Annotated in this window: 7 protein-coding genes; 1 reads left to right on the top strand and 6 read right to left on the bottom strand. The window is 63.0% G+C overall.

The features are described from left to right. Window positions 1-93 precede the first annotated feature (93 nt). The 4 genes from rbfA to I41_RS21985 all read right to left on the bottom strand — a co-directional run bounded on the left by rbfA (window position 94) and on the right by I41_RS21985 (window position 6,741). A complete protein-coding gene (rbfA, locus tag I41_RS22000) occupies window positions 94-486 on the bottom strand; it encodes a 30S ribosome-binding factor RbfA (RefSeq protein ID WP_145435051.1) in 393 nt (130 codons plus the stop codon). Between the two features lie 186 nt (window positions 487-672). Next, complete coding sequence (infB, locus tag I41_RS21995; protein ID WP_145435050.1) at window positions 673-3,483, bottom strand: translation initiation factor IF-2; 2,811 nt, start codon at window positions 3,481-3,483, stop codon at window positions 673-675. Between the two features lie 129 nt (window positions 3,484-3,612). After that, window positions 3,613-4,995: a transcription termination factor NusA gene (gene nusA / locus I41_RS21990; RefSeq protein ID WP_145435049.1), complete on the bottom strand. Its 1,383-nt coding sequence runs from the start codon at window positions 4,993-4,995 to the stop codon at window positions 3,613-3,615. A 429-nt stretch (window positions 4,996-5,424) separates the two neighbouring features. Beyond that, window positions 5,425-6,741 (bottom strand): beta-ketoacyl-[acyl-carrier-protein] synthase family protein, encoded by a 1,317-nt coding sequence (locus tag I41_RS21985; RefSeq protein ID WP_145435048.1) that lies wholly within the window; start codon window positions 6,739-6,741, stop codon window positions 5,425-5,427. A gap of 477 nt (window positions 6,742-7,218) precedes the next feature. Here I41_RS21985 and I41_RS21980 point away from each other — a divergent pair, with 477 nt between their 5' ends. After that, window positions 7,219-10,311: an ELWxxDGT repeat protein gene (locus tag I41_RS21980; protein WP_145435047.1), complete on the top strand. Its 3,093-nt coding sequence runs from the start codon at window positions 7,219-7,221 to the stop codon at window positions 10,309-10,311. Between the two features lie 42 nt (window positions 10,312-10,353). Here I41_RS21980 and I41_RS21975 read toward each other — a convergent pair whose 3' ends face one another. Together I41_RS21975 and I41_RS21970 are read right to left on the bottom strand one after the other, a co-directional pair. Further along, window positions 10,354-13,596: an ELWxxDGT repeat protein gene (locus I41_RS21975; protein WP_145435046.1), complete on the bottom strand. Its 3,243-nt coding sequence runs from the start codon at window positions 13,594-13,596 to the stop codon at window positions 10,354-10,356. A gap of 263 nt (window positions 13,597-13,859) precedes the next feature. Then, on the bottom strand, window positions 13,860-17,057 hold the full coding sequence (locus tag I41_RS21970; RefSeq protein ID WP_145435045.1) for a TIM barrel protein: 3,198 nt from the start codon (window positions 17,055-17,057) through the stop codon (window positions 13,860-13,862). Between the last annotated feature and the right edge of the window lie 23 nt (window positions 17,058-17,080).

The following is a 17,080-nucleotide window of genomic DNA, read 5'->3' as shown; positions in this document are numbered from 1 at the left end:
TGTGTAATTATCTCTCGTAAAGTCTGCATGGGGGCGGGCTTGGGGCGTAACTCGGTCGACTTTTCGCCGACGGCGCCCTTGCGAGCGGCGCCGTTACTCCCGCGAATCTTCGTCAGGTTCCTCGTCTGCCGGTTGTTCCAATTCCTCCGGAAGTACGTTTTCCAGCAGCCGGGCGATGGCGATCGACTTTTTGACCCCCATGTCCAGTAGGAACGTGATTCGCGGGGTGTACCGGGTGTCGATCCGCTTGGCGATCTTCTGCTGGAGATAGCCGGCCGAACTCTGCAAACCATGCAAGCAGAGGTTCTGAGCGGCTTCGTCTCCCATGATCGAGACGTAGACCTTGGCCTGCCGCATGTCGGGCGAAACCTCGACCTTCGTTACGGTCACCCCCGCGATCCGGGGATCGCGCAAGTCAGCGAGGATCGCCATCCCGACGACTTCACGTATCGCTTCGGCAGCTTTCAGGACGCGTCGTGAACTCATGGCGATCGTCTGGAAATCAAAAATATTCAAGTAGCGAAAGGATTCACCACAACGGCACGACGGACGCAACGAGGAAGACCCAGCGAGTAAATAGCTTGGATCGTGACGCCGACAAGCTTGAATTTCTAATTCTTGTTATTCGTCGTGATCGTCGTGTCGTCGTGGTTCAATTCAAACCAAGCAACGTCAGCTGTCGAACTTGCGCCCGATCTCCTCGATGCGATAAGCCTCCAGCAAGTCGCCTTCCTTGACGTCGTTAAAGCCGGCGATCTTGATGCCGCACTCCAGGCCTTCGCGGACCTCTTTGGCGTCATCCTTCTCCCGCTTGAGCGTATCAATCGCATAGTCGCCGACGACCGTGCTGTCGCGGATGATCCGCACGCGGGCGTCGCGGGCGATGATCCCTCCCAACACGCGGCAGCCGGCGATCGCGCCGACGCGGCTGATCTTGTAGACCTGCTGCACCAGCGCCCGGCCCAGATCGACTTCGCGCTCCTCGGGCTTGAGCATCCCTTCGAGCGACTGCTTTAAGTCGTCGGCGATCTTGTAAATCACCTCGTAGCGGCGAATCTGCACTCCGCGCTGTTCCGCCGCCGACTTCGCCCGCTCGTCCGGCACGACGTTGAAGCCGATGACGATCGCATCCGAAGCGTCGGCCAGCGTGACGTCGGCTTCGGTGACGCCGCCGACCATCGCTTGCAGGATTCGCAGCTTTACTTCGGGATGTTCGAGCTTGCCGAGTTCCTTCCGAATCGCTTCGATCGAACCGCGGGTATCGGCCCGCAGAATGATGTTCAGCGTCGAAACGTCGACGGCGCCTTCCAGGCGGTCGAAGAGGTTTTCGAGCGTGACATGCGTCGGAGCGACGCCGCTCAAGAACTCTGAGCGGACGCGTTTGGCGCGAGCTTCGGCGATTTCACGAGCCAAACCAATGTCGTCCAGCACATAGAAGTGTTCGCCGGCCGCCGGGGCGACGTCGAGTCCCCAAATGTTTACCGGCATGCTCGGGAGCGCTTCTTCGTGACGAAGCTTGGAATTCAGCGTATCGTCCATGCTCTTCACGCGACCAAAAGCGTCGCCGCAGACGACGACGTCGCCGACGTGCAATGTGCCGTTCTGCACCATGACCTTCGCCATGACGCCGCGGTCGGCCATTTGCTGAGCTTCCAGGCAGGTCCCCAGGGCCTCGCGATCGGGATTGGCCTTGTATTCGTGCAATTCAGCCACGGTGAGGAGCGTGTCGAGCAGGTTCTCGATGCCGGCGCCGGTGGTGGCGCTCGTCTTCACCACTTCGACGTCGCCGCCCCACTCGCTCGGGAGAAGATCGTTGGTGGCGAGCTGCTGATAGATCTTGTCGAAGTCGATGCCCGGCAGATCAGTCTTGTTGAGCGCGATCACGATCGGCACTTCGGCGGCGCGAGCGTGGCTGATCGCCTCTTCGGTTTGCGGCATGACTCCGTCGTCGGCCGCGACGACGATCACGGCGATATCGGTGACGTTAGCCCCGCGCGCTCGCATTTCGGTGAAGGCCTCGTGGCCCGGCGTATCGACGAACGAGATGCGCTTGCCGTTGCGATCGACCTGATAAGCGCGAATATGCTGCGTAATGCCGCCGCTTTCGCCGCCAACGACGTTCATGCCGATAATCTTGTCGATCAGCGACGTCTTGCCATGGTCGACGTGACCGAGGAACGTGATCACCGGCGGCCGTGCGACGAGCGACTCCTCCGGGTCGACCATGCTGCGGATTTCATCGAGGAACTCATCTTCCAGGCTCTTGGGCGCCTTGAAGTCGATGACGATCCCCAGCTCCGCGGCGATAAGCTCGGTCATGTCGGGGTCCATCTGAGTGTTGAGGGTCGCCATGGCCCCCTCGCTCATCAGGATCCGTAAAATGTCGACGCCAGGCACGCCCGCCGCCGCCGAGAGCTCGCGGACGGTGCACGGCAGCTGAATGCTGATCCGTTCCTTACGCGGTACGGTGGAACTGACGCCGCTGCGACGCTTCGGCCGAGCGCGGCGCGGGCCGCGCATGGGGCGATCTTCGTCGCCGGGCCGCGTCGTGCGACGCCGTGCCAGTTGGCGCTCCTCGCGACCGCCGAGCAGTGGGCCGCCTTCGCCCTCTTTGCCGCCGATCATCGGTTTGCCGCGACCGCCGCGCTTGGCAGCCTTGGCATTTTCTTCCTCCAGCGCCTTCGCCTTTTTCGCGGCGTCGACGGCGTCTTCGTGCCGGCGCAGGTGGGCCGCCAATGGCTTGCTGCCGCTTTTGCCGGCGCGCATCGCGTCGGCCGGCAGCTTCATATCGGGCTTCATCACCTGTTCGCCGCCCGCTTTGCCGCGCAGCGGCTTCGGCGGTTCGACGGCCGGCATCGGCGCGAGCTTGATCGCCGGCCGCGCTTTCGGCGGCGGCGAACCTGCGGGCTTGCCGCCGCTGCCGCCGCGATTGCCGGACTTCGGTTCTTCGAAGACGGGCGGCTTGCCCGACATGTTGCCCGGGCCCACGTAATCGTCGCGGCGCATCACGCCAGCGAGCGGCCCGTGAGAACGAGGAGGTTCTGGTTCGGCAGGCGCCGAAGGAGCCGCCGGAGCCGGAGGCGCGGCGGCGGTCTCTTCGGCCACCGGCGCCTCGGCGGCCAGCGCCGAATCGAGCTCCTGCGCGGCTTCCGCCTCGACTTCCGTTGGTTGCTCTTCGTCGCGCAGCTTTCGCAAGCTGGAGAGCGGGCCCGATGGTTTCTGGGTAACGATCACCGGCATTCTGCCGCCGGCGTTGCCCATCTGGCGCGGTCGCTCTGGCGGCGGAGGCGCGGCAGCGCCCCCCTTGGCAGAAGCCTTGGGACCGGAGCCCTTGAAGTAATCCTGAATCTTGACGACTTCGTCTTCAGACAAGCTGGCGAGCGCCGATCCCTTGCCGGTGATGCCAATTTGCGTACAGAGATCGACCAGCTCTTTGCTGTCGACCTTCAGTTCTTTCGCGAGTGAATAAATACGAACCGCCAAGTTGATCTCCCCGTGTCGCCGAGCGGCGGCGGATAACCTCTCCGCTCGCTACGCCGGCGTTAAAAGCTCTAGCACTTAAACCGCCATCGGTCTGCTCCTCCCAAATCGTCTGCGTGAGGGTGGCGTCGATCATGACGCCGATCCCTCGCTCTCGGTTCCGCCCATGTTCTCCACGGCCGATTCGATCGGATCGACTTCGTCCGGAACGTCCGCCAGGTCGGCGTCCGCGATGCCGCCGTCAACCGGCGCCGTCGGAGCGGTCGGGATGCGGCCGGCGGCGATGTCGGCCGCCACATGCTCCGCCTCGATCGCTGCGATCCGATCTTCTTCACGCTTCTTGCGACGCGCTTCTTGAGCCGCCGCTTCGGCTTCCATCGCCTTGTCCTCGGCCTGGGCGACGATCTTGTCGACCTCTTCCTCGCTCAACTCGCCGATCGCCATCAGCGCGTCGGGTTCGATGACCGAGAGGTCGTCATAGCTCAGGAAGCCTTCTTCGACGAGCCGTTCGGCCAGATCGACCGTCATCCCTTCGAGCTGGCTGAACCCGGTGACGGCGCGGTCGATCGACTCGGCCAACTCGTCCTGGGTCATGATTTCGATGTCCCAGCCCGACAGCTTGCTCGCGAGGCGAACATTCTGGCCGCGGCGGCCGATCGCCAGCGACAGCTGATCTTCGCGGACCAGCACGATCGCGCGGCCGAGCATCTTGCAGAGAATCACTTGCTCGACTTCGGCCGGTTGCAGGGCGTTCGGGATGAGAACCTCGAGGTTGTCATCCCAGCGGACGATGTCGATTCGCTCGCCGCCGAGCTCGTCGACGATGTTCTTGATGCGATTGCCGCGGACGCCGACGCAAGCGCCGACGCAATCGACGCGCGCGTCGCTCGAGCTGACCGCCACCTTCGAGCGGTAGCCCGGCTCGCGGGCCATGGCGCGAACCTCGATGACGCCATCGATAATTTCCGGGATCTCCTGCTCGAACAGCCGCTGCACCAACTGCGGGCGGGTACGGCTGAGGATCACCTTCACGCGGCTGCCGCTCTTGCGAACTTCGAACACCGTCGCGCGGACCCGCTCGTTCACATGGTGCGTCTCGCCGGGGATCTGCTCGCTGCGCGGCAAAATCGCTTCGACGTTCGGCAGGGCCACGGTGGCGGCAGCGCCTTCGTAGCGGTGGATCACCCCGCTCACCATGTCGCCGATTTGTTCGGTGTATTCGTCGTACAGAGCGTCGCGCTCCGCTTCGCGAATCTTCTGGATCATCACCTGCTTGGCGGTCTGAGCGCCAATGCGGCCGACGACCTCTTCCGACGGCAAGACCTCGCCGTCGCACGTCGCCGAGACGTTTCCGGTCTGGCGGTCGATGGCGACAATGATTTCAGCCTCTTCTCCGTAATGCTTCTTCAAGGCCGAGACGAGCGCAGCCTCGATCCCCTCGAACACAATTTCCTTATTGATGTTCTTGTCGCGGTGGATCGCGTCGACGATGCGAAGGATTTCGTTGGGATTCATAGGCTGTTTTCTTTCGCGGCGTATTCGCCCGCCGCGCGGCAAACCGGGTTGTTCAAGTTGTTCGAATTGTGCGCCGTCACTCCTGACGGCGACGCCGATAGCCTGAGGAGCGACTCCTCGGCTATAGGCAGAGCTTGAGCGCCATTCGCGAGAGCTAAACCCCCACGAAACGCCAAACTCGTTCTACGGAAGCACTTAAAGCGTTCCGCAATCTGGTTAGGTTACCGGGACCACAGTGGGGTGTCAACCCGCTGGGGTTGGGCGAACGGCGTCAAACGCCACCCCTGACTCCCGACGGAGCGATTGAAACGATCGCGCCGCAGGAGAGGCTGCCGTCATTGTGAACGGAGTGAAGGATCCAACGCGTCCGGTCCACTAGATTCCTCGCTTTCGCTCAGAATCACCGCGCGTCGATCCGGGCGACTTCTCCTAAACCGTCGCGACCAACAGAGCCGCGGCCTGCCCCTGCGGCGTCACGCTCAGCTTCAAAAAGCTGCTGCCGGCAGCGAGGTCGGCCCCGCCCGAGGCGCGTACCGGACACTCCGGATCGGGCGTCGAAAAATTGAGCGTCGGAAAGAGCATCCCTTCGCGGAGAGCGAGCAGACTGGCGATCGTCTCGACGACGCCGCCCCCAGCGCCGAGATTGCCGAAAAAACTCTTCGCCGCCACGACCGGGACTTCCTGCATCCTCTCTCCGAGCACATCGCGGAGGGCCGCCGCTTCTTCCACGTCGCCCGCGCGAGTCCCCATGGCGTGGGCTGAAATGTGCCCCAGTTGCTGCGGCGACAGCTTCGCTGCGTTCAGCGCGGCCCGCGCCGCATTGGCCAGCGCGACCTGGCGGCCTGCCTTCAAGTTAGGGTCCGCCACCGCGCTGCTGCCGGTGCTGAGCAATTCGCCGTAAATCTTGGCCCCGCGGGCCTTCGCCGCTTCGTACTCTTCCAGCAACACCGCCCCGGCGCCTTCGCCCACCACCATCCCCGTGCGGTTCGCGTCGAACGGCCGCGACGCCTCGTGCGGCGGCAGCTCGGGATTGGCCAACTGCTCCGATTGCGTCGCGTGCACCGTCTTGAACGAGTGGATGCGCGTCCCCGTCGCCCCCGCGATCATCCGATCGGCGTGCCCGCGGGCAATCGTCTGCGCCGCCTCGCGAATCGCCATCAGTCCCGACGCCTCGCGCATGGTGAGCGAATTGTTCGGCCCCTGCAGATCGTTGAAGATCGCCACATGGCTGCCGGGCATGTTCGGCAAGTAGCTCAGCATCCAGAGCGGGTTCATGTCCCGCAGCCCGTCCGTCCCCCACTTGCCGTATTCAAATCCGCCGGCGCCGATGCCTGCCTTCTTCATCGCACTGATGAAATCCTCCGGCGGGCTGAGCATATAGTCGCTGCCAAAGACGACGCCGCTCCGCTCGGGCTCCATCGACGCCGCCCCGAACCCGGCGTCAACGATCGCGTGCTGCGACGCCGCGACCGCCATCATCGATTCGCGGCACATCATCTTGAGCGCCTTGCGGATCGACTTCTTCAGTTCCTTTTCGAGCTCGCCGAAGTTGTCGATCTCGCCCGCAAACTGCCGGCACTCGCCGCCGTAGGTTACCTTGCCGTCGAGAGCGGGGAGATTCACCAGCGGCTCAACGCCGCTTCGTCCGCCGACAAGCGCCGACCAGAACGCACCCAGGTCGTTCCCCAACGGCGAGACGATCCCCAGGCCAGTAATCACAACGCGACGATCGGTAGGAGCAGGCATAGCGACATTCAGCGGTGTTCAGCAGACGGCCATCAAGAAGCCGCCATCAGCGAGCCGGGCCGTTCCGGCCCCGGCGAACATCAATGTTCGCGCACCCGGTCCGACCCGCCGGAAGCGAGCGTAACGCCCCCTTCGCACAAACCGCCAAAATACCCCGCTGGGCCCTAGCCGCCTAGGTCGCTGGCAGCGCTGAAATGCCGCCGTTCGCCGCAAAACAGCGACCTCTAGGCCGCTTCCCAAATCGAAATAGGGGGCAGGATGACCGCATGACCGTCAGTCGCGAAGCTTCATCGGATCGCGTTTCCACGCGCCGCAAAGACATTTCCCATTTTCTTCACCCATCCAAACAACTCTCCCGCAAACTGGCTACACTGGACAACCCCATCCTCTCCTTTCCTTTTTGCCGCTCATCGCAACGCGCGCGGAGAAAACGGTGCGTGACGGCCCCCCAGTAAACAGGATCTCCCAGGATCATCGATGGCCCGCTCTCTTCGCGTCGACGCTCGCCCGTCATCCGCAGACCACCAGCTTTCCTTTGAGCGCCTCGAAGACCGCGCCCTGCTCAGCGCGTCGCCCCGTTTGATCGACGTCAACCAGACGCCGACGAACCAGACGAGTCTGAATGGGTTCACCGACGTCAATGGCTTCGCGTACTTCATGGCGCGCGACTACGCCGGTGCGGCAAGCACCTATAGCGGCAGCAGCGAACTCTGGCGCACTGACGGCACCGAGGCCGGCACCTACCTTGTGAAAGATATTTGGTATGGAACTTACGGTTCAGCCCCTGACGGACTCGTCAATCTTAACGGCACGCTACTCTTCACCGCTGACGACGGCGTCCACGGACGACAACTCTGGCGCAGCGACGGCACGGAGGCCGGCACGTCGTCTATCTACGACATCCCACCCGACCGGTTCTTCTCCTCGCCTGACCTGCTCGATCTAACGGTGGCTGGAAACGTTGCTTATTTCACGCAGACTGATTGGGACGACGTCACTTCACTATGGAAGACCGACGGAACAAGTGCGGGCACCGTTGTCGTCGTCGAGGACGTGGGCAGCGTCAGTTCCCTGGTGAACTTGAACGGCACGCTCTACTTTTCTTCGTCGTCATATCTAGGGGGCGGCGGACTTTGGAAGAGCGACGGCTCCGCGGCGGGAACCGTGTTGGTCAAAGATTTCGGCCCGGACCACTCGTCGGCAGCATCCGATCCAGTAACGCTCGACGGCATGCTCTACTTCGTCTCCTCTACTGATCAAGGACGGGAGTTGTGGAAGAGCGACGGCACCGAGGCCGGCACTATCTTGATCAAATACTTCAACGTCGGGTTCCGAGATCGAAGCCAATCGAACATGACGGTCGCTGGCGAGTTCATTTACTTCACTGCCAACGACTTGGTCCACGGCGCCGAACTCTGGAAAACGGATGGAACAGTCGCAGGAACCCAGCTCGTCCAAGACGTCGTGCCCGGGCCGGATAGTTCGCACATGGAGTATCTGGTCAACGTCAACGGAAAGGTCTTTTTCGGCGCGTATGACGGCACCAACGTCCCGAAACTTCGGATGGCCGATAGCGCAGCACCAGGCGCCGTCGTCGTAAAGGAGTTTACTGCCGGCGGTAGCAGCGTTTGGCTGAATGAAGCGGCGGCCCATGAAGGACGCCTCTTCTTCGCACACAACGACGGCGTGAGCGGCGAGGAGCTTTGGGTGAGCGACGGCACTAGCGCCGGGACGATGCTCGTGAAAGACATCGCTCCCGGTTCAAAAAACTCGCGTCCACAAAGCATAAGCTCTACTGGCGGCAAACTCTTTTTCGCCGCCATTAGCAGCTCCGGGCATCAGCTCTGGACGAGCGATGGAACCACTGCTGGAACAAGCGTCGTGACGGAAGTCAACGTCGTCACGGTGGGGTCGAGTCCGCACAACCTGACGAAAGTCGGCGACAACCTTTTTTTCTTCACGGCCGCCTATTCCGGCTTCGCCGTGAAAATACAACTTTGGAAGAGCGCCGGCACTCACGCCGGCACAATATTCGTCGCCGACCTCGGAGAACGCGACAGCAACCACGCGCCTGCCGAGATGACGGACGTCAACGGCGCGCTCTACTTCACGCTCGGCGACGCTGCACATGGCGTCGAACTCTGGCGAAGCGACGGCACGCTGGAAGGGACGGGGCGAGTCGTCGACCTTAACCCCGGCCCTGGCGACAGCCGGCCGCAGGGCTTGGCGAACATCAACGGCGTCCTCCAATTTTTCGCCAACGACGGAACGAACGGGACGCAACTCTGGCGCTGCGACGGCACGGCCGCTGGAACTGTTCGGCTGACGACGCTGGCGGCGCCGCTCGCATTGCAGGCAGTTCCCCGCGTCGGAGTTGTCGACGGCGTCGTCTACTTCGCCGCCAACGATGGCGCCAATGGCGAAGAACTTTGGCGCACCGACGGCACGACCGCCGGCACCTATCTGCTCAAGGACATTTTGCCGGGCAGTGCGTCGTCAAGTATCGGAGGCATCACCAGGAGCGGCGATGTCATCTACTTCCGCGCCAACGACGGCGTCCATGGCAATGAACTGTGGCGCAGCGACGGAACCGAGGCGGGAACTTATCTATTTAAAGAAGTCATCGAAGGGCTTTTTGGTTTACAGTCAACACGGTTTGCCGCGGTTGGCAACTTGCTCTACTTCACTGCTGCTGTTTCTCAGTTCTCCAACTCAAAGCTATGGCGGACCGACGGCACGGCGGAAGGCACCTTCGTGGTGCCGATCGACGACGATCTCCGCGCCGATCCTCTCGCCGAGTTCAACGGCGAGCTTTATTTATTGGCGGAGGATCGCAGCCACGGTCAGGAGTTGTGGAAAACCGACGGTACGGTGGAAGGCACGCTCCGAGTCGCCGACATTAATCGTGGCAGCGGCGACTCCTATCCCGCATGGCTCGCCAACGTCAACGGCAAGCTCTTCTTTGTCGCCGACGACAAGATCCACGGCCGCGAACTCTGGGTCCTCGACCCCGCTTCCCCCGCCGGCGACTTCGACGGCGACCGCAACGTCGAAGGCGCCGACTTCCTCCTTTGGCAGCGGCAGCTCGGCGTAGCGAACTCGGGCGACTCGGCCGACGACAACGGCGACGGCGTCGTCAACGGTTCCGACCTTGTCCGTTGGCGATCCAACTACGGCGCCGCGGGCGGCGTCGTCGCAGCGGCTGAAGCATTGGCGTTGGAAGGGGGCTCAGGTTTGGAGCCCCTGCCGTTGCCGAGCAATAGCCTCAACGGCGAAGCAGACGACTCATCGACCGACCGCGCGTGGTCGCTCAACGTCAATCTCGCGCTGGGATCGGTTCTGTCGACGCCGTTGCAAACACGCGACAGCAACCTGGCTGCCCGCAAGGCGTATTGGGCCTCGATCGCGCCGACTCCTCTCGTGCGCTCGGCGATGCCGCGAACGGGGAACTCAAAGATCGAGCCGCCTCCCAGGCCTGACGCCGAGTTCCCCGTGGGCGAGAACGCTTGCTCGGCTATCGACGAAGCCTTTGCCGCAGGGCCCTTTCCTCGCGAATCGGTGCTGCCCTAACGCTGGCTGCGCGCAGCCTACAGAGAGTCCAGCTTTTGCGGCTCAGCGTCTCGCTCCGCGCCCACGCCGACCTGCCAACCAATCTTCGCTCGCAGGATTAAAAGTTCTAAATAGCAGTGAGAAATCCCCAGCGGCGAAAATCGCTTCCCGCGCCCATGGGCTCACGCCAGCGGCACTTCCCAACGAACCTTGCGAAGTTGTTGTCGTCGACGCACCATCCGTCCCCGCTTCTTCATCAGCGAGGATCGCCGCTACCGCCGCCGCAACTCCACTCGACGGCGATGCTGACTCCGGCGCTCCAAAATTGTCCTCCCACGCGTCAAGATCGCCGCTGCCGACCGTTCCATCGTTGTCGCCGTCGTTGGTGACGTCGGCGGAGCCAAACGCCCGCTGCCACTTGAGGAAGTCCGCCCCGTCGGTCACGTCGTTCTGGTCGTAGTCGCCCGCCGCCATCGCCGCGTCGTCGGGCGACAGCATCCACAACTCAGACCCATGCACTCCGTCGTTCGCCGCGAAGTAGAGTCGGCCATTAACATTCGTCAGCGACCTCAGGTCAGATCCGCCGGCCCCGCTGAAGACGGCGTTGATGTTTCGCACCATATAGGTGCCCGCCTCGGTGCCGTCGCTACGCCAGAGTTCGGCGCCGTTCACGCCATCGGTGGCGCTGAAATAGAGAATTCCGCCGACGTTGACGGGATTCGCGATGCCCCCGACTCCCGAGGATGCGCCCGGTTGAATGTCTTTCACTAACGTCGTGCCTGCCTCGGTCCCGTCGCTTTTCCACAACTCGGAACCGTGTACGCCATCGTTGGCGTAGAAATAGAGCGTATTGCCGACGACAGTAAACTGACTGAGCAGTGCGACGCCGTCACTGCGGATGTCCTTGACGAGCTGCGTCCCTTCCGCTGTCCCATCGCTCTTCCAGATCTCAGGCCCGGTGACGCCGTCGTTCGCGATGAAGTAGATCGTATCGCCGATGTTCGCGAAGCCCGGCGGATCGACATGCCACAGCGAGTTGCCCGGGGCAATGTCCTTCACCATCACGGTCCCCGCTTCCGTCCCATCGCTTTTCCAAAGCTCAAGTCCGCTGTCGTCGTGTCCCGCGCCGAAGAACAGCGTGCCGTTGACGTTATAGAGGTTCCTTGGCGTCCAGGTATTGAACGTCCTGACCAAGTTCGTCCCCGCCGCGGTGCCGTCCGTTCTCCAAAGCGCGTTGCCGCTGGCGCCGTCGTTGGCAACGAAGTAGAGAGTCCCGCCGACATTGGCCATCGGAGTGAAATTGACGTTACTGACACCGTTCATGTCGCCTGGGAATACATCGGCGACCATCGTCGTCCCGGCCTCGGTCCCATCGCTCCGCCACAACTCGAAGCCATGAATGCCGTCATTCGCGCGGAAGTAGAGAAATCCATTCATCTCAACGGCGCCGGTCGACCCGCTGCCAAGACCGCTCTCGGCGCCGGGGCGAATATCCTTCGCCCGCAACGTCCCCGCCGCTGTCCCGTCGGTCCGCCACAACTCCCAGTCGTTGTCGCTCGACGAGTTGGTTGTTTTGAAGAACGTCAGACCTCCCGCAGAACCAATGAAGGAATAGCCATTCATCTTTCCGGTATTGGCTGCGTAGCTTGTCGTTCCGGCAATTGTTCCATCCGTCGTCCACCAGCCTCGCGGCGGCGTTTGCGAACTCACTCCCGTGTTGGCGATAAAGCGAAGCGTTCCATTAGCGTTGGTCAGCCCGCTCACGCTCGAATCAGTATCCATGCCGGTGACGTCTTTGAGCAGCCGCGTCCCCGCCGTCGTGCCATCGCTGATCCACGGTTCGTTGCCGTGGTAAAAGGAGTCTCCCGCGAAGTAGAGCTTATCGCCCGCTGCCGTTAAAAAATGGATAGTCTCAAACGTATTGAAGGAGTTGACTCCGGCCGTATTGTTACTCAGCACGCGCGTCGCATTGCCGGCGCCATCGTACTTCCAGAGCGCGATCAATTGCGAGCCGTAACTATCCCGGCCCGGGAAGTACAGCGTTCCGTTGAGATTAACGATCTGGTCGAGATTCGCGTACGTCTCGTTAAGCGATCCGAGTGGCATGGGAAGTTGAATGAAATTGGGAATCGGCTGGTCGCCGAAGAGTAGCGTCGTTCCCGCTTCCGTGCCGTCGCTGCACCACACCGCAGCGCTTGCACCGAAGTACAGCAGGCCGTTCATTTCCGTCAGATCAAATGGCCCCGACCCCGAGGCGCCAGCCTGTATATCCTTGACTAGCACCGTGCCGGCTTCTGTGCCATCGCTTTTCCAAAGCTCGTTGCCAGTAGCGCCGTCATTAGCCGCAAAGTAAAGCGCGCCGCCGGCGTTCGTCAGATGTTGCGGCGTCGAACCCTGATTGCCCAGGCGAATGTCTTTAACGCGGTAGGTTCCCGCATCGGTTCCATCGCTCCGCCATAATTCAGAATCACTGGGCCCCGTCGCCGCGCTGAAGTACAGCAAGTCTCCCACGACCGCCGCCATGGCGCCGTAGAAGGAAGAAGGCGCGATGCCGTTATATTTGCCAGCCTGAATGTCCTTCACGATGACGGTGCCGGCCTCAGTGCCGTCGCTAGTCCACAGTTCGCTCCCGTGCGTCCCATCGTTGGCGATGAACATCAGTCTGCCGCTCACGTTGAACAGCGTCGGCTGGCGTCCGGCATTCGGTAGGTTGAATCCGCCTACAGGCCCCGGGCGGATCTCCTTCACCTGATAGGTTCCAGCCTGCGTTCCGTCCGTGCGCCACAGTTCCGCTCCGACGCCGACAGAGGTGGCCAGCGCGCCGAAATACCAGACGCCGCCGACCTCAACGATGGGCGTTGCGATCGACAGCGATTGGCCGGTCGCGCTGAGCACCGGCGTCGGCTCACTGCCAATTCCTCCCCACTGCCATAGCTTGTAGCCGGTCAAGTCAGGCAGGCTGGCCGTGAAGTAAAGCGTTCCCGCCACGTTCCCCACCACGCCGCCGACAAGCAAATCGCCTGGCAGCACTTCGCTCAGCAACCGGGTGGCGTTCGTCGTCCCGTTCGTCACCCAGGTTTCCGTTGTGGATGCAGGCGGAGATCCTGGCCTTGTCGAGAAGTAAGTCAGATCGCCGACTTGCACGAACCCATAGGGATTCGAGTCGCCGGAGTGCGGCGTCGAGCCGACGTCCGTCAGCATCTCCAGCGTCACAGAGAGCACCCGCCGGTCTTCCAGCGGTTCCAGACGCAGCGAGCGACCGGAGGTCGCTGGCGTCGATCGATTCAGGCGAGAATGGCGCGGCATGTCGAGCGGGACCGTCGGCGGAGTTTACAAAAGGACGCCGATCGTGCGGTGCGGCAACCGTTCAGTCTAATTCTTGACGCCGATTGCCGCAACAAGTTGTCGCGCTCCCCATGCGTCAAAAACGTCACAAAACTCCCCAATTGGAGCGATGCGCGAAATGTCGATTAGTTCTTCAATCAAAGTATTAGCCGTGACGCGCTAGCGGAGCGCTCCGCCCGAACTTCCCTACGCTATCCCCAAATATTCCCGCCCCCCCACAAGCGTCACCGCCCCCTGCTCCCGGCCACCCCCTCAATCCCCTCCCGCAAACACTCCTCCACATCACGCTCCTCGCGATGCCCTAGAATCCCAATCGGTCCGGAATAGCCCGCCGCCGCCAGCGCTTCCAACATCCGCCGTTCCGCCGCGCCGCCGTCGTCCCCGTCGCCGAACGATAGGATTTTCGGCCCGCCGGCCCGCATGCCGTTGACGTTTACCGTCATCAAATAAGGCGCCATCCGATTCGCCAGTGCAGGGAAGTCGGCCATGTGCTCATGGCCATGATGAAAGTTGTAAACGATCCCCACGTTGTCGACGCCGAGCGCCTTCATGGCGGCAATGATTGCAATCTGGTGGTCAGGTTCGCCGAACCAACCGCCATGGTTGTAGAGACCGATCTTGCACCCTTGCTCGGCGGCGGCGCGAGCGACCGGCGCTAAGATCTCCGCCGCGCGAACCGCGCGCTCTTCCTCCGGCAGCGACGTCACCAGCGCGTCGTTCAGCATCACCCACAATTCCGGCCGCACGTTGTGGCGCTTCGCGAGATCAAGAATCAACGGCCAATGCGGCTCCTCCAGCGGCGTCGCCGTGTTCACCGGGGTCCAGAAGGCGTGCAGCGCGATGCCATGTTTCTTATATGCCTCGAGCTCTTCATCAAACTGCGGCACGTGTTCCTCGCGCCAGTCGTACGCCACGCGCTTGATTCCCAGCCGCTCGAGCATCGCCGCCCGTTCTTCCGGCCCGCGTCGCTTTGCATCGAACGGCACGATGCACCATGCCACGAGATTGTCCTTCGCGAGGAGTTGCTCCAACGCCGCCTTCCCCGTTGAAGCCGAAGCCGACGCCGAGTCAGCTTCGCCGCGCGGAACGAGCCCATTGATCGTGCCATAGACATTCGCCTTCACTGGCTCGCCTCCGGCCGTCTTCACATCGAGCGCCACTTGAATCTGATCGACCGGCCGCAGCCCCGCGATCTGCAAGAACAGCGTCTTGCCGTCGCCCGACAGCGTCGCCGCTTGCACCTCGACCTGATCATGTCCGACGCGTTCCGGTTCCTTCGCCGAGTAATGGTACGAGCCGTAGGTCGAACTCCACAGGTAGTTCCACTGCTCCACGTGCACGGCGCCGGCCTGCGCCACCGACGCCGGATCGAGCGGCACGTCAAACTTCAATTCGATTCCATCCGCGTACGCCGCAAACCCGCTCGGCAACAACACCGGCTTGCCCGTGTACCGAATTCGCTCCAGCGACCCGTCGACCGTCGCCGCCGTCTGCCAGCCGTCGAGCCCGACGACGTAGAGCTGCCCGTCGCGCGGACTGAATTCCGCCTCGCCAGGCCCCGCTTCCAGCAACACGCCCGGCACTTCAACCGTCGCCGCCTGATGTACGTCGCCCGCATGGTGTTCGAGCACTGCATGGAGCGTGCAACGCCCCCACGAAAAATGAAACATCCCGCCGCGATGGTACGGGCCCCACGCCTCGCTCGTCTGCCAGAACTGACCGCCGCTCGAATTGTCCACCACCTTCGGGATGTAGCAGAGCGGCCGCAGCGGTTTCGGATTGTCGCCTTGCTCCGTCGCGCCGCCGAGAAATCCATAGAATCCCCCCGGCGTGATCAGATCGATCTTGGACGACGGCACCCAATTTCCTTCGTTGTCGGCGGCGGTGATCTCGCCATTCGGCCCGGCGCCGATGCCGAACGGATGCCGAAAGCCCCGCGCCACCACTTCCAGCCGCTCGCCGTCGGGACTCACCTTGAGCAGGGCGCTCCCATGCGGCGGCTCGCCCGAGCAGAGAAACACAAAGCTCCCGTCGGGCGTCCGTTCCAGCCGCATCGCGTAGGCGTGCGGCAGCCCGTGCGTGACCAGATCGTGATTGAACGACTCGTAGAAATCGGCCTCGCCGTCGTCGTTCGCATCGTGCAGCCGCGTCAATTGATCGCGGCCGAGCACAATCACCTTGCCGTCCACCACTTCGAGGCCCAGCGGCTGGTACAAGCCCGTGGCGAATCGCTGCCAGGTGACATGCTTCAGGTCCGCATCCAGCCCGCGCACCATCCACACGTCGCCATGCACGGTGCAAACGGCCGCGTCGCCGTTAGCGAAGAAGTCGAGCCCCGCGATAAAGAAGAGCGCCTTGAACGGATTTTCGCGCGGCGGCGGAATGCGATCGACCACATACGGCTGGTCGCTAGCCGCGGCGAGCACCCCCTGCGTGACGAGCGGCTCGCCCCAGCGCCGCCCGCCGGGTGATTTCAGCGCGGTAAGCGAAGGGGGCGCCGTTAAAAGTTCACCCGCCGCATCGCCTTCCGCGTGCGGCTTAGCGTCGCTTGGCAAATAGCGCAACCGCGCCGACGCCGCTTCCTTCGCCTCCGGCCACTTCAGCAGCACCGCCGTCCCTTCGCGCTCCAGCCGCACCCCTGGCGTCGCGCCCGCCAACTCGACGCCGCGTTCGACGCCATGTCGATCCCGCCACGTCGCCCGCCGCCCGTCGTCGTCCAACTGCGCCTCGTCGGCCGTCGCCACGGCGAGCCACAGCGGCGCGTCGTGAGCTCCAACCTCCATCTCGCGCACCGCGACGCCCGCGCCATCGCAGGGCAGGGCGGTCTCCAGCACCTCGACGCCGTCGACCGTCGTCGCGAGCAACACATGATCGTCGTGCAAATAGCGCCCTTGATGATCGATGCTCGCCCGATCAAGCGCCGCGCCGGCGAGCGTCTTCCGCCACGCCCGTTCGGCCGGCACATAGAACGCCACGTCCCCCAACAGCAGCGGGCGATTGAGCATCCCGAACCGCGCCTCGTCAGTCCGCAACTCGCCCCCCGTAACCGCCGCGACGAACGACCCCGCTTCGAGATCGTGCAGCAGCCACGTCCCGCCGCCGGCGTCGACCGCCGTCATTTTCGGCCCCACCTCGTAATCGGGAAGCAGCGTCGAATGAGCCACCGCCGGCCCCTTCTGCGTCTGCTGCCAACGCCCGTCGCGCCAGTCGTCGTCATCCTCCGCCTGAAACGGCGCGGTGACGTGCGGATAGGGGAGCCCCGGATCGTTCCGATTCCCCCCCGGCGTCCACTTCTCCAAATACTCTTTGCTGAGCGGCGGCGCCGACGGTTCGGCCTTCGCCTCGTCGGCGCGCGACGTCGACGGCATTGCCATGAGCATTAGCGACAGAGCAATGGACAATCGCAGCAGCGAAGTCAACATAGCGAGAAACCTCTGAACCCAGC

Source organism: Lacipirellula limnantheis (assembly GCF_007746075.1).
In the GTDB taxonomy this organism is placed as follows: Bacteria; Planctomycetota; Planctomycetia; order Pirellulales; family Lacipirellulaceae; genus Lacipirellula; species Lacipirellula limnantheis.
This window is presented reverse-complemented; position numbering and strand designations above follow the sequence as displayed.